The 14,196-nt window shown below is 72.0% G+C and carries 13 protein-coding genes; 2 read left to right on the forward strand and 11 right to left on the reverse strand.

Going from position 1 to position 14,196, the window contains the following annotated elements:
• Nucleotide 1 precedes the first annotated feature (1 nt).
• The 10 genes from CUD01_RS00120 to CUD01_RS00165 all read right to left on the reverse strand — a co-directional run bounded on the left by CUD01_RS00120 (nt 2) and on the right by CUD01_RS00165 (nt 10,879).
• The gene (locus CUD01_RS00120) at nt 2-601 is read right to left on the reverse strand and encodes a recombinase family protein (RefSeq protein ID WP_094181097.1); all 600 of its coding nucleotides are present in this window, start codon (nt 599-601) and stop codon (nt 2-4) included.
• A gap of 163 nt (nt 602-764) precedes the next feature.
• Complete coding sequence (locus tag CUD01_RS00125) at nt 765-1,442, reverse strand: response regulator (protein ID WP_094181096.1); 678 nt, start codon at nt 1,440-1,442, stop codon at nt 765-767.
• Complete coding sequence (locus tag CUD01_RS00130; RefSeq protein ID WP_280525794.1) at nt 1,439-4,015, reverse strand: ATP-binding protein; 2,577 nt, start codon at nt 4,013-4,015, stop codon at nt 1,439-1,441. The genes CUD01_RS00125 and CUD01_RS00130 overlap by 4 nt, the downstream gene beginning before the upstream one ends.
• A gap of 7 nt (nt 4,016-4,022) precedes the next feature.
• Nucleotides 4,023-4,598 carry a potassium-transporting ATPase subunit KdpC gene (kdpC, locus tag CUD01_RS00135; RefSeq protein WP_232514463.1) on the reverse strand — a complete coding sequence of 192 codons (576 nt, stop codon included), beginning with the start codon at nt 4,596-4,598 and terminating at the stop codon, nt 4,023-4,025.
• A gap of 30 nt (nt 4,599-4,628) precedes the next feature.
• Entirely contained in the window at nt 4,629-6,719 is a 2,091-nt protein-coding gene (kdpB, locus tag CUD01_RS00140; protein ID WP_094181094.1) for a potassium-transporting ATPase subunit KdpB, read from the reverse strand.
• Nucleotides 6,716-8,380: a potassium-transporting ATPase subunit KdpA gene (gene kdpA / locus CUD01_RS00145; RefSeq protein ID WP_141317712.1), complete on the reverse strand. Its 1,665-nt coding sequence runs from the start codon at nt 8,378-8,380 to the stop codon at nt 6,716-6,718. Before kdpA ends, kdpB begins: the two co-directional genes overlap by 4 nt.
• Nucleotides 8,380-8,469 carry a K(+)-transporting ATPase subunit F gene (gene kdpF, locus CUD01_RS00150; RefSeq protein ID WP_141317714.1) on the reverse strand — a complete coding sequence of 30 codons (90 nt, stop codon included), beginning with the start codon at nt 8,467-8,469 and terminating at the stop codon, nt 8,380-8,382. Before kdpF ends, kdpA begins: the two co-directional genes overlap by 1 nt.
• Nucleotides 8,470-8,680: 211 nt before the next feature.
• Complete coding sequence (locus CUD01_RS00155) at nt 8,681-9,289, reverse strand: class F sortase (RefSeq protein ID WP_141317716.1); 609 nt, start codon at nt 9,287-9,289, stop codon at nt 8,681-8,683.
• A 3-nt stretch (nt 9,290-9,292) separates the two neighbouring features.
• On the reverse strand, nt 9,293-10,126 hold the full coding sequence (locus CUD01_RS00160; protein ID WP_141317718.1) for a DUF4397 domain-containing protein: 834 nt from the start codon (nt 10,124-10,126) through the stop codon (nt 9,293-9,295).
• A 129-nt stretch (nt 10,127-10,255) separates the two neighbouring features.
• Nucleotides 10,256-10,879 (reverse strand): TetR/AcrR family transcriptional regulator, encoded by a 624-nt coding sequence (locus CUD01_RS00165; RefSeq protein ID WP_166772065.1) that lies wholly within the window; start codon nt 10,877-10,879, stop codon nt 10,256-10,258.
• Nucleotides 10,880-10,952: 73 nt separating this feature from the next.
• On the opposite strand from CUD01_RS00165, the gene CUD01_RS00170 reads away from it, so the two are divergent.
• Together CUD01_RS00170 and CUD01_RS00175 are read left to right on the forward strand one after the other, a co-directional pair.
• Nucleotides 10,953-11,882 (forward strand): ABC transporter ATP-binding protein, encoded by a 930-nt coding sequence (locus CUD01_RS00170; protein WP_141317722.1) that lies wholly within the window; start codon nt 10,953-10,955, stop codon nt 11,880-11,882.
• 5 nt (nt 11,883-11,887) lie between these two features.
• On the forward strand, nt 11,888-13,492 hold the full coding sequence (locus tag CUD01_RS00175; protein ID WP_371860739.1) for an ABC transporter permease: 1,605 nt from the start codon (nt 11,888-11,890) through the stop codon (nt 13,490-13,492).
• Nucleotides 13,493-13,698: 206 nt separating this feature from the next.
• Here the strand turns inward: CUD01_RS00175 and CUD01_RS00180 are convergent, their stop codons facing one another.
• Nucleotides 13,699-14,145, reverse strand: coding sequence for an SRPBCC family protein (locus tag CUD01_RS00180; protein ID WP_094181250.1), 447 nt, complete (start codon nt 14,143-14,145; stop codon nt 13,699-13,701).
• Between the last annotated feature and the right edge of the window lie 51 nt (nt 14,146-14,196).

Consider the following 14,196-nt stretch of genomic DNA (forward strand, 5'->3'; position numbering starts at 1 on the left):
CCTACACGGCGCTCGTGGCTCGTCGTGACGGCGCCGCGCCGGCGGGTGGGCGGTTCAAGGCCCGGTAGATCGTGGTGCGGGAGACGCCGAGCACCTGACCGATCTGGGCGACGGTCATGTCCTTCTGCTCGTACATCTGCCGGGCAGCCCGGACCTGGTCCCCGGACAGCGACGCCGGGCGCCCACCGGTGCGGCCCCGTGCACGAGCGGCCGCCAGGCCGGCGTTGGTGCGCTCTCGGATCAGGTCGCGCTCGAACTCCGCCAGGGCGGCGAAGACGTGGAACACCAGCCGTCCGCCAGGGGAGGTCGTGTCGATCGTTTCCTGCAAGGACCGGAACCCCACGCCGCGGTCGGCCAGGACCTGCAGCTGGTCGATCAGGTGACGTATCGACCGGCCGAGGCGGTCCAGGCGCCACACGACCAGGGTGTCTCCGGGGCGCAGCTGGTCCAGCAGCTTGTCCAGCTCCGGTCGGTGCTGCAGCGACCCGGAGCCGGTGTCGACGAACACCCGGTAGCACCCGGCCTTGGTCAGCGCGTCGATCTGCAGCGCCGCGTCCTGGTCGGTCGTCGACACGCGCGCGTAGCCCAGGAGGTGTCCCACTCTCCGACCGTAGCGAAACCCGTCCCGCGCGGGAAGTATCGTGCCGTAGATTCCGGCACACAGTTCCGCTACATCGAGCGCCTCGTCGGCGACCTGCGCCGACCGGGCCCTCCTGCGGTGTAGCGGAAACGTTCGTTTGGCGCACGTAGCACTGGGGGCGTGATCAGGGTTGAAGGCGGTAGCCCATGCCGGGTTCGGTGATGAGGTGGCGGGGGTGGGCGGGGTCGGGCTCGAGCTTGCGGCGGAGCTGGGCGAGGTAGACACGTAGGTAGTGGGTTTCCTGGTTCAGAGTCGGGCCGCGCAGTTCTTGGAGGAGCTCGCGCTGGCTGACGACCTTGTCGACGTGGCGGGCGAGGATCTCGAGCATGTGCCACTCGGTGGGTGTGAGCCGCACGTCGGCCCCGGCGGTGGTGCGGACGCGCCGTGCTGCTAGGTCGACGGAGAAGGCGGCGGTGTGGACGACCGGTGGTGCGTCGTTGGGTCGGCGGCGTGCCGCTGCTCGGATGCGTGCGAGCAGCTCGTCCATGCCGAAGGGTTTGGTGACGTAGTCGTCGGCTCCGGCGTCGAGGGCTTCGACCTTGTCGTCGCTGGTCTGACGCGCGGAGAGGACGACCACCGGGACGCTGGACCATGCGCGGACTGCGCGTAGGACCTCCATCCCGTCTAGGTCGGGTAGGCCGAGGTCGAGCACGATGAGGTCGGGGTGCCAGTTCGCGACGGCGTCCAGTCCCGCGGCGCCGGTGTGCGCGACGGTGGCCTCGTAGCGGTTGGCGCGCAAGGTGACGGCCAGGGCACGGGCGAGGGGTGGTTCGTCTTCGACGATCAGCACGCGAATGGTCATAGGTCCGCTTCCGTCAGGGGCAGGGTGATGACCATGGTCAGTCCACCTCCCGGCGTGTCCTGGGCTTCGAGGGTGCCGCCGTTGGCTGTCACGAACCCGCGGGCGACAGCGAGCCCGAGGCCGACCCCGTGCCCTTGGGGAGTGTCACCGAGGCGTTGGAACGCAGCGAACATCTGGGCCTTGCGGTCATCGGGCACCCCCGGCCCGCGGTCGACGACACGGATCACGAGCTCGGAGCCCAGGTGCTCCGCGCGGATCGTGGGCGGGGCGCCTTGTGGGCTGTACCGGACGGCGTTCTCGACGATGTTGGCCAGAGCTCGCTCGAGTAGGCCGGCGTCGGCGTGCACGAGAGGAAGGGTCTCGGGGACGGCGAGGATCACCGCGCCGTGGGGCACCGCGTCGACGGCTCTGGGGATCAGCTCGTCCATTGTGACGGGCTCGCGGCGGGGTGTGACGGCTCCGATGTCGAGCCGGCTCATGTCCAGCAGGTTGTCGATCAGCAACTGGAGCCGGTCGGCTTCGTGGTCGATGTCGGCGAGGAGCTGACGTTGGTCTGGAACGGGGATGTGCTCACCGCTGGTCTGCAGCGCTGTGACACCTGCCTTGATCGAGGCCAGCGGGGTGCGTAGGTCGTGTGAGACGGCGGCCAGGAGCGCGGTGCGCATGGCGCCGCGTTCACGCTCCTCGCGCGCTGCGCCGGCCTCGGTGCGCAGGCGGTCGCGTTCCAGGGCCGCCTGGGCGTGCTGGCCGACGACGACGGCGAGACGGTAGCCCTGTGAAGTTGGTGCCGGGCCGTGAAGGTTGAGTCTGACGTCGTCGGTGACGTTGACGGTGTGGCCCGGCGCGGTCGGGTTCGACTCGTCGGCTGCGATAGGGTAGGCGTGGACTCTGTCCAGCCAGGTGTTGTTCTCGCGCACCAAGAGCGTGACGGCGTTCAGCTGTAATGACTCGCGCAGTTGCTCGAGCATCGCGGGGATGGCGTCATCCCCGCCACGCAGGACCGTCCCGGCGATGGTGGTCAGGGCCCCGGCCTCCGCGCGGTTGCGGGCGGCCTCCACCGTCCGGCGGGCGGCCAGGTCGACCACCGCGGAGACGGCGACCGCCACGGCCACCAGAACCACGATCGCTAAGGCGTTGTGCGGTTCGGCGATCGTCCAGGTGTGCACCGGCGGGGCGAAGAGATAGTTGGACAGCAACCCGCCCGTGACCGCGGCGACCAGCGCGGGGATCAGTCCGCCGACGAGTGCGACCGCGACCGTCAGGGCGAGGAAGAGCATCAGGACCACCGACAGCGCGTCGGCGGCGTTGGTGGACAGGACGCTCATGGCGAGCAGCACGGGGCCGAGGATCGCGAGCACCCAGCCACTGATCACCCGACGTCGGGTCAGCGCGCTGCGGCGCGCCGGCGCTCGGCGACCGTGCCCGGCGCGCTCGTGGGTGACGATCAAGACGTCGATGTCGCCGGAGCCGTTGACGACCCGGGGGGCGATCCCCGGGGAGAGCACCGCTGCCAGCCGGGTGCGGCGGGTCGCGCCCAGGACGATCTGGCTGGCGTTGACCCCGCGGGCGAAGGCGAGCACCGCGTCGGCGACGTCCTCGCCCAGGACGACGTGCCAGGTGCCCCCGAGGGACTCGACCAAGCCCCGGTGACCGGTCAGCGCCTGGGGTGAGGCACCGGTCAGACCGTCCCCGCGCAGCACGTGCAGGGCAAGAACCTCGCTGCCGCTGGTGCGCTGGGCGATCCTGGCTGCCCTGCGGATAAGGGTCTCGCTCTCCGGGCCGCCGGTGACGGCCACGACGATGCGTTCACGGGTGGGCCAGGTGTCGTGGATCCCGTGCTCGTGCCGGTACGTCTCCAGCGCATCCTCGACGCGGTCCGCCGTCCACAGCAGCGCGAGCTCCCGCAGCGCGGTGAGGTTCCCAACCCGGAAGTAGTTGCTCAGCGCCGCGTCGACCTTCTCGGCCTGGTAGACGTTGCCGTGGGCCAGGCGTCGACGCAACGCCTCGGGGCTCATGTCGACCAGCTCGATCTGCTCGGCGCGCCGAACCACCTGGTCCGGCACCGTCTCCTGCTGACGCACCCCGGTGATCGCCTGTACGACGTCGTTCAGGCTCTCCAGGTGCTGGATGTTGACGGTGGTGACCACGTCGATCCCTGCGGCCAGGAGCTCCTCGACGTCCTGCCAGCGCTTGGTGTTGCGGGACCCGGGGATGTTGGTGTGGGCCAGCTCGTCGACGAGGGCGACCTGGGGTGCGCGTGCCAGGACGGAGTCGATGTCCATCTCGGTGAAGTCCGCGCCGCGGTGCTGCACCTGGCGGCGCGGGACGACCTCCAGGGCGTCGACCAGCTCGGCGGTGTGCACCCGCCCGTGGGTCTCGACCAGCCCGATGACGACGTCGACGCCGCGGTCCAGGCGCCGCCGGCCCTCGTCGAGCATGGCGTAGGTCTTGCCGACCCCCGGCGCGGCGCCGAGGTAGACGCGCAACCGCCCCCGCCCGCAAGGCTGAGTGCCCGCCGCCACGGCGGGCACAGGGCTGGCGTGCTCGGCTTTGGGGTGCTCGGTGGTGGTCACGGTGTGCTCAGTCAAGCATCGCCAGTGCGGCGTTGACCTGCAGGACGTTCACCGTGGGCTCGCCGAGGAAGCCCAGGTCGCGCCCTGTCGTCGCATCGTCGATCACGCCCAGCACGACCGCCAGGTCCAGGCCACGTTCGCGGGCGATGCGGGGCGCTTGCAGCGCCGCGTATGCCGGTGAGATGTGCGGGTCCAGCCCCGATCCTGATGCGGTCACCGCATCGGCCGGGACAGCAGCCAGCTCGACCCCTTCACGTTCGGCGACGGCATCGCGCCGGTCGGTGACCGTCGCCAGGAGATCGGTGTTCTCCGGTCCGAGGTTGGACGCGCCGGAGGCCAGGGGGTCGTATCCGTCACCGGCTGCCGACGGGCGCGGCAGGAGCCATTGGTCGCCGTCGAACCCCTGCCCGAGGAGGCGCGAGCCGACGACGCGGCCGTCGACCTCGAGCAGTGAGCCGTCGGCGTGGTCGGGCATCAGGCGCCCGGCCCCGTACACGCCCAGCGGGTAGACCAGGCCAAGCAGCACAGTTAGGACCAGCAGCAGGCGCAGCCCGGCAAAGCACTGGCGAACGAAGGAGGTCACGATCAGATCAGCTCCACAGTGTTCTGGCCCTCACAGGCCAGGCAGGAAGGACAGGACCAGGTCGATGAGCTTGATGCCCGCGAACGGGGCGACGAGCCCGCCGAGCCCGTAGATCAGCAGGTTGCGGCGCAACATCGCCGAGGCGTGCGCGGGCCGGTAGCGCACGCCCCGCAGTGCCACCGGGACCAGCGCGATGATGATCAGCGCGTTGAAGATCACCGCTGCCAGGACCGCGGACTGCGGTGAGGACAGGCGCATGACGTTCAGCTGCTCCAGCTGGGGGTACAGGCCCACGAACATCGCCGGGATGATCGCGAAGTACTTGGCGACGTCGTTGGCGATGGAGAAGGTCGTCAACGCGCCCCGGGTGATCAGCAGCTGCTTGCCGATGGCGACGATCTCGATGAGCTTGGTGGGGTCGGAGTCCAGGTCGACCATGTTCCCGGCCTCCTTGGCGGCCGAGGTTCCGGTGTTCATCGCCACACCGACGTCGGCCTGGGCAAGGGCGGGTGCGTCGTTGGTCCCGTCGCCGGTCATCGCGACCAGGCGCCCACCGGCTTGTTCTCGGCGGATCAGGGCCATCTTGTCCTCGGGGGTGGCCTCGGCGAGGAAGTCGTCGACACCGGCCTCCTCGGCGATCGCCCGGGCGGTCAGCGCGTTGTCCCCGGTGATCATCACGGTGCGGATGCCCATCCGGCGCAGCTCGTCGAACCGCTGACGCATGCCGGGCTTGACCACGTCTTTCAGGTGCACCACCCCGACTGCCCGGGCCGGCGCCTCACCCAGGCGTTCAGCCACCACCAGGGGCGTGCCGCCGGAGGCGCTGATCGCGTCGACCGCACGACCCACGTCCGCGGTCGGGTGCCCGCCGTTGTCGCGGACCCACTTCATGACGGCGCTGGCCGCGCCCTTGCGGATCTGCCACAGCCCGTCCCGTTCGCTCAGGTCTACCCCGCTCATCCGGGTCTGGGCGGTGAACGACACGAACGTGGCGTTGGGCAGCTGGGTGTGGAATCGCGCGCGCATGCCGTACCGCTCCTTGGCCAGCACCACGATCGAGCGCCCCTCGGGGGTCTCGTCGGCCAGGCTGGACAGCTGCGCAGCCTCAGCGACCTTCTCCTCGCTCAGGCCCTCGGCAGGGATGATCTCGGCCGCCTGCCGGTTGCCGAACGTGATGGTGCCGGTCTTGTCCAGCAGCAGCACGTCCACATCGCCGGCCGCCTCGACCGCCCGCCCGGACAGGGCCATGACGTTGCGCTGGATCAGCCGGTCCATCCCTGCGATCCCGATCGCGGACAGCAGCCCGCCGATCGTGGTGGGGATCAAGCACACCAGCAGCGCCACCAGCACCGTCAGGGACTGGGCCTGACCGGAGTACACGGCGAAGGGCTGCAAGGTCACGACCGCGAGCAGGAACACCAAGGTCAGACCTGACAGCAGCAGACTGAGCGCGACCTCGTTGGGGGTCTTCTGCCGGGTCGAGCCCTCGACCAGTCCGATCATCCGGTCGAGGAACGTCTCACCGGCCCGGGCCGTGATGCGCACCACGATCCGGTCCGAGAGCACCTTGGTGCCGCCAGTGACCGCACTGCGGTCCCCACCGGACTCGCGGATCACCGGCGCCGACTCACCGGTCACCGCCGACTCATCGACACTGGCGATCCCTTCCACGACGTCCCCGTCGCTGGGGATGACCTCACCGGCCTCGACCACGACCAGGTCACCGACCTGCAGTGCGGTCGCCGGCACCGCCTCCTCCGACCCTTCACCGATCACGCGGCGGGCCAGGGTGTGGGTCCGGGCGGCGCGCAAGGAGTCGGCCTGAGCCTTGCCGCGGCCCTCGGCGACGGACTCGGCAAGGTTGGCGAACACGACCGTGACCCACAGCCACGCCGCGATCGACCACGAGAACACGCTGGGGTGCAGCACCGCCAGGACGGTGCTGGCCACCGACCCGACCCACACCACGAACATCACCGGGTAGCGCACCTGGTGGCGCGGGTCCAGCTTGGCCAGGGCCTGCGGAAGCGAGTGCCACAGCTGGCGCGGTTCGAACGCACCCGCTCGGACCCGGTTCGGGTGGGCGCGGGTGGGCTGGTGGGTGCGGACGGTGGTGGTCACAGCAGTGCCTCCGCGATCGGCGCCAGAGCAAGGGCGGGGAAGAAGGTCAGGCCGGCGACGACGAGCACCACGAACCCGAGCAGGCCGACGAACACGGGCCCGTGGGTGGGCATGGTGCCCGCCGTCGTGGCGCCGGGCCGCTGGCCAGCCAGGCTGCCGGCCAAGGCCAGGACCAGAACTATCGGCACGAACCTGCCGAACAACATGCCCAGTCCCAGGGCGGTGTTCTGATAGGGGGTTCCCGCGGCGAAGCCGGCGAACGCCGAGCCGTTGTTGTTGGTCGCCGAGGCGTAGGCGTAGAGGATCTCCGACAGGCCGTGCGCGCCGGGGTCCTGGACCGAGGCGTCCACCAGGGCGGGGGTAGCGGCAGTAATCGCCGCGCCGACCAGCAGCAGGGCCGGCATGGTCAAGATGTAGAGGGCCACCAACGTGACCTGGGTACGGCCGATCTTCTTACCCAGGTACTGCGGGGTGCGCCCGACCATCAACCCCGCCAGGAACACCGCCAGGACCGCGAGCACCAGCATCCCGTACAGGCCGGCGCCGACCCCACCGGGGGCGACCTCACCGAGCATCATGTTCAGCAACGTCACCCCACCGCCGACGGCGGTGAAGGAGTCGTGGAAGCTGTTGACCGCACCGGTCGACGTGCCGGTGGTCGACGCGGCGAACAGTGCCGAACCCGCGGCCCCGAAGCGGGCCTCCTTGCCTTCCATCGCCCCGCCAGCCAGCTGCGGGACTGCGCCCAGGCCACGCATCTCGGCCCACGAGATGACGGCGACCGCCGCCCCCCACAGGGAGGCCATCACCGCCACGATCGCCACACCCTGGCGCCGGTCGCCCACCATCTGCCCGAACGTGCGCGGCAGGCTGAACGGGATCACCAGGATCAAGAAGATTTGCAGCAAGTTGGTCCAGGCGGTGGGGTTCTCGAACGGGTGCGCGCTGTTGGCGTTGAAGAAGCCACCCCCGTTGGTCCCCAGCAGCTTGATCGACTCCTGTGAGGCGATCGGGCCGCCGACCATGGACTGCGTCCCGCCGGCCAGGGTGGTGATCTCGGTAGGGCCGGTGAAGTTCTGCACGACCCCGCCGGCGATCAGCGCGACGGCGGCGAGAGCGGCGATGGGCAGCAGGATCCGCAGCGTGCCACGGACCAGGTCCACCCAGAAGTTGCCGAGCCGGTCCGTGCCGGTGCGGGCGAAGCTGCGGACCAGGGCCACCGCGACCGCCAGACCGACCGCGGCCGAGACGAAGTTCTGCACCGTGAGGCCCGCCATCTGCACCAGGTGCCCGGCCGCGCTCTCCCCGGAGTACCACTGCCAGTTCGTGTTCGTCACGAACGACACGGCCGTGTTCCACGCGCCGTCCGAGCCCATTGCCGGCATCCCCAACGACAACGGCAGGTGCTCTTGGACCCGCAAGAACGCATACAACCCCAGGACGCTGACGAAGGAGAACGCCAGCACCGACCGCGCGTACACCGACCAGCGCTGATCAGCCCCGGCATCGATCCCAGCCACCCGGTAGACCAACCGCTCCACCCGGGTGTGCCGATCACCGGCAAAGACCCGCGCCATATAGTCACCCAGCGGCACGTGGACGAGCGCGAGTAGACCCACCAGCAGCCCAACCTGCAGGACGGCCGCCACAACCGGGGACATCAGAACCGCTCCGGACGCAGCAGGGTCCACACCAGGTACCCCGCCAGGAGAACAGCCACGACGAGCGCAACCACGGACTCCACGCTCACAGCTTTCCCACTCCCGCGACCAAGGCCCCGAGCAAGGCAAAGCACGCACAGGTCAGCAACACGACGGCCAGATCAGCCACGAGTCAGCTCCGAACGAGATCGACACCGTCACCGACGGCGGGAACCCCGCGGGCCCCAGCACCCATTGAGCACCCGCCCCCAGGCCAACCCGGACACTCCAGACGCTCTCCTGACGAGAGGTCGACCTTCCCTAACGGAACCCGGACGCCTCGGCCGGTCGTCGGCGCCGGCCCCGCCAAACAAGTCGAAGAGTTCCCCGCCGATCAACTGCGACGGCCACATCGACGCCAGTGACGCGGTACCGGTGCGCGGTCCCGTCGGCGTCGGTCACGGTGACAGTCGCGCCCGGCGGGACGTCCCGCAGCCGGGCGAACGGGCCGATCCCGGTGAGGCGGGAGTCGACGTGCGCGGCGACGAGCGTGTTGCCGTCGTCGTCCGCGGGGACGGGGCCGAACCGGTACCAGCCGGCCTCGCCCGCGTCCTCGGGGATCTCCATGGTCCCGTCGTCGAGGACCCCGACCGGCACGACCGGCATGTCGAGGTCGACGTCGGGGACCGCGAGCCGCACCGGCGCCGCGCGGACCTCGGGCGCCGGTGCGGTCGCGTCCCGGACCGGGACGTCGGACAGCGCTGGGGACGGCGCTGCCGTGGTCGGTCCGGGTGGCGCCGACGACACCGGGCGCGCGACGGGCTCGGGCACGGGCGGCTCGGAGGTGCAGCCCGCGAGCAGCCCCGCGGCGAGCACGCCGGCCAGGGCGCCGGGGAGGACCCCGGCCGGCGTGCGGTGTCGTCGTGCCATGGGTCAGCGCGTGGCGGTCGCGTGCCGGCGGACGGCGACGAGGCCCGTGGCGCCGAGGACGGCGATGCCGGCCAGCGCGTACGGCCACACGGCCGCACCCGGCTCGTCGGCCGCGAGGCCGAGCTCACCGGCCTGGACGGCGCCCGGGTCGCTGTGCAGCCCGTCGATGGTCTGCGTGGCGAGCGCGAGCGTCGCCGGGTCGGACGTCGCCGAGCCCCACGCGTAGACGATCGTGTTGGTGCCCTCGGCGACGTTCACGTCGGCCGGGCCGAGCAGCGCGGGCTCCGTGGTGCCGGCGGCGACGACGCTCGCGGAGACCGTCCCGGCGGGCAGGTCGAGGACCTTCTCGTCGGGGTTCTCGAGGCCGGAGATGACGGCGTCGCCGCCCGCGAGGACGTCGACCGCGGGCGCGGCGGCCACGTGACGCACCGTGAGGCGGCCCTCGCCGGCCTTGGTCGCGGACGTGTCGTTGGTGAACAGCGTCGCGGTCGGCTCGCCCGACGCGTCGAGGTGCGCGACGGCCGTGTAGCTGGTGCCGGCGGCGAGCTCGAGGTCGACGGGGCCGATCGCGGGGTCGCTGTCGTCGGCCGCGTCGGCCGCCGTGATCGAGACCGTGTACGTCCCGGCGGGCAGGTCGAGCGGCCCGGCGAGCTCGCCCGGCTCGAAGTCGTCGAGCGTCAGCTCACCGTTGACGTACACGTCGACGGTGAGGTCCGGGACGCCGTGCAGCACGGACAGTGCGGCGTCGTCGGCGGCGGAGGCGGGACCTGCGGTGAGGGCGACGGCGGCGAGACCGAGGGCACCGGCTGCGGTGCCGGCGAGGAGTCGAGTGCGCATGGTGCGTCCTTCCGGGAGCGGGCGCCGGGTTGGCGCCTGACACCCCTTCTTCCGGCCGAGGTCCGGGTTCGGATGCACCTCGCGCGGATTTCTTCCCGACGAGTCCGGGGGCAGGTCACGCGGCGCAGGTCACGCGGGGCGAGCCGCGGGCGGCGGTGCCACCCGGCCGCGCTCGAGGCTCGCCGCGACCGACGGCACGAGCTGCGCGGTGAACTCGTCACGCGTCAGCGCGTCGAACGCGGGCATCCGCACGACGTACCGGATCAAGGCCGCGCCCAGGAGCTGGCTCATCGCGGTGACGACCGCGACCGGCTCGAACCGGTCGCCGAGCGCACCGGCGATCCGCTGCTCGAACGCGGTGCGCAGCGCGTCGGCGGCCGAGTCGGTGGTGGCGATCGACATGAGCATGGCGCGCACCTGGGGGCCCGTCAGGGGGGACTCCCACATCTCGACGTAGGCGCGCGTGAGCCGCTCGGGCACCTCGTCGACCGGTGCCTGCAGCGCGCCCAGCAGCGCGCGCAGGCCCTCGACGGGGAGCTCGAGCGACGCGGCGAACAGGTCGTCCTTGCTCGAGAAGAAGTGCATGACGAGCTTGGGGTCGACGCCCGCGGCCTGGGCGATGCCGCGGATGGTCGCGCCCGCGAAGCCGCGTTCGGCGAACTGGTCGCGGGCCGCCGCGAGGATCGCGTCGCGGCCGCCGGGGAACTTCTCGCCGCGACCGCGCCGGCGGGGGGTCGAGGCGTCGGTCGTCACGTCCGCAGGGTACGCGCGGCGCCGCATATCCACACCTGTTGATTTGCGCCGGCGGCGTGAGTACGTTCGGCTCATGGGCGCTGAGGCAGTCATCGAGATCGAGGGACTCACCAAGTCCTTCGGGCGGTTCCCCGCGCTGCGCGGGTTGGACCTGCGTGTCGAGCGGGGCGAGGTGCACGGCTTCCTCGGCCCCAACGGCGCGGGGAAGTCGTCGACGATCCGCGTGCTGCTGGGCCTGCTGCGCGCGGACTCCGGCACCGTGCGGCTGCTCGGCGGGGACCCGTGGGCGGACGTCGTCGCGCTGCACCGCCGCCTGGCGTACGTCCCCGGCGACGTGTCGCTGTGGCCCGGCATGACGGGCGGCGAGGCGATCGACCTGCTCGGGTCCCTGCGCGGCGGCCTCGACGAGCGGCGCCGCGCCGAGCTCGTCGAGCGGTTCGAGCTCGACCCGACCAAGCGCGGCCGGCAGTACTCCAAGGGCAACCGGCAGAAGGTCGCGATCGTCGCCGCGCTCGCCTCCGACGTCGAGCTGCTCGTGCTCGACGAGCCGACCAGCGGCCTCGACCCGCTCATGGAGAACGTGTTCCAGGAGGCCGTCGGGGAGGCGACGCAGCGCGGCGCCACCGTGCTGCTGTCCAGCCACATCCTCGCCGAGGCGGAGGCGCTCGCGGACCGCATCAGCATCATCCGCGACGGGCGCGTCGTGCGGTCCGGCACGCTCGCGGACCTGCGCGGCCAGACGCGCACGACGATCCACGCGACGCTCGCGCGCGTGCCCGGGCACGACGAGCTCGCCGGGCTCGGGGACGTGCGCGTCGACGGGGACCGGCTCACCGCGACCGTCGAGTCCACGCGCGTCGGCGCGGCGATGGCCCTGCTCACACCGCTCGGGCTGACGTCGCTGACGGTCGCGCCGCCGTCCCTCGAGAGCCTGTTCCTGCGGCTGTACGGCGACGACGAGCGCGCGTCCGACGAAGCCGTGCCCGACGAGCGCGCACGATGACCGCGGTGAGCGCACCGCGCGCGGGCAGCCTCGTCGGGACGCGCACGCTGCTGCACGCGACCATGCGCCACGACGGACGGCTGTTCGCGCCGTGGGTCCTGGTCGCGACCCTGCTGTCGACCTCGTCCGTCGTCGTCTACCCGTGGGTGTTCCCCGACCAGGCGTCCCGCGAGGCGCTCGCGGTGGCGATCGGCGCGAACCCCGCGCTGGGGCTCATCTTCGGCCCGGCGTACGACCTGTCGACCGCCGACGGGTTCAACGCGTGGCGCACGCTCGCGCTCGGCGGCTTCCTCGTCGCGCTCGGTGCGGTCTTCGCGGTCACGCGCGCGACCCGCGCGCAGGAGGACTCGGGGCAGGCGGAGCTGCTCGCGTCCGGTGTGCTGGGCCGCTCGTCGCGTCTCATGGCGGGTGTCGCGCTCGCGCTCGTCGGGTCGCTCGCGGCCGGGCTCGTCGCGGGGGTGACCACCGGGCTGTGCGGGGGTGCGTGGTCGTCGTCGCTGCTGCTGGGTGCGACGTACACCGCGACGGGCTGGATGTTCGCGGGGGTCGCGGCCGTCACCGCGCAGGTCGGCTCGGACGCACGCACGGCGAGCGCGCTCGCGGTCGGCACCCTCGGGACGCTGTTCCTGCTGCGCGGCCTGAGCACCTCCCTCGACGCGCCCGCGTGGACCAGGTGGGCCAACCCGCTGGGCTGGACGCTGGAGACCCGCCCCGCGACCGGCGACCACTGGGCGCCGCTGCTCCTGACGGTCGCGTTCACGGTGGCCGCCGTCGGTGCCGCGTTCGCGCTGCAGGCCCGGCGTGACTTCGGGCAGGGCATGCTCGCGCAGCGGCCCGGCCCGGCGCGCGGCACCGCACGCACCCCCTGGCGGCTCGCGGTCCGGGTCAACCGCCCGTCGCTGCTGACGTGGACGTGCGTGTTCGTCGTGCTGGGCGTCGTGTTCGGGCACTTCACGACGTCGATCGAGGACCTGCTCGCGGGCGAGCCGGCGGTGCAGCGCATCCTCGCCGCCGGGGCTGCGAGCCCCGCCCAGCTCACGGGCGCCTTCGTCCGGACCGTGCTCAGCCTCGTCGGGATCATCGCGTGCGTGCCCGGCGTGCAGGTGCTGCTCCGGGTCCGCGCGGAGGAGCTCGAGGACCGCGTCGAGCCCGTGCTCGCGGGCGCCGTCGCGCGCACCCGGTTCTACGCGAGCCACCTCCTGCTCGCGCTCGGCACCGTCGCGGTGCTGGTGCTGCTCGCCGGGACGGTCGTCGCCGTGCTCGCGGGCGGGGCGGACATCGGGGTGAGCACCCGCGACGTGCTGGTGCAGGCCGCGGCGACCGTGCCCGCGGTGTGGACCGTGGTGGCCCTCGCGACGGCGCTGGTCGGCGCGCGACCCGCGGCCAGCCGTGCCGCGTGGGCGGGGGTGCTCGTCTCGTTCCTGCTCACGCTGCTCGGGCCCACGTTCGGGCTGGACGACTGGGTGCTCGGCATCAGCCCGTTCTGGCACGTCCCCACCGTCACCGCCGGCGACCCGGACTGGACGGGCCTGGGTTGGCTCGCCCTCGTCACCGCGGGCCTGGTGACGGTCGGCCTCGCCGGCTTCCGCCACCGCGACCTCGCCCGCTGACCGCGCCGGAGCTCGTCCGGGGCTCAGCGCGTGCGGGGCTCAGCGCGTGCGGAACGGGGCGAGCGTCGCGCGGATCGCGTCCGCCGCGCCCCAGTCGGGATCGAACTGCGCCACCACGGCCAGCGCTCATGGTCGTGCCGAGCAGCCCCCACGCACGACGGTGGGGCCGACCGTGCGGTCGACCCCACCGTGACGTGCGTCGGTCCTCAGACGGTGCCGCGCCAGGCGCCCGTCTCGACGCCGCGCGACTCGATGAACTCCTTGAAACGCTTGAGGTCCGCCTTCACCTGACGGTCGTCGGCGCCGACGACCGCACCCGCCTTCTCGACGAGCGTCTCCGGCTCCCACGCGGTCTGCACGCGGACGCGGGTCTGCGTCGGGCCGAGCGGCTCGAACGTCACCTGCCCGACGTGCGTCGTGCCGTCGATGCTCTGCCAGGCGACGCGCGTGTCGGGCGTCTGCTCGACGATCTGCGCGTCGAACTCGCGCTCGACGCCACCGATGGACGTACGCCAGTGGGTGAGGGTGTCGTCGACCTGCCGGACCTCCTCGACACCTCCCATGAACTCCGGGAAGTCTTCGAACTGCGTCCACTGGTTGTACGCGGTGCTGATCGGGACGTCGACCTCGACGGACTCGTCGATCGTGGCCATGGCGTGCTCCTTCCGTGGTTCGCACAGGGGGACCCGACCACGCTAGGTCGG

The sequence above is a fragment of the Cellulomonas uda genome, assembly GCF_006538705.1.
GTDB classification, from domain to species: Bacteria; Actinomycetota; Actinomycetes; order Actinomycetales; family Cellulomonadaceae; genus Cellulomonas; species Cellulomonas uda.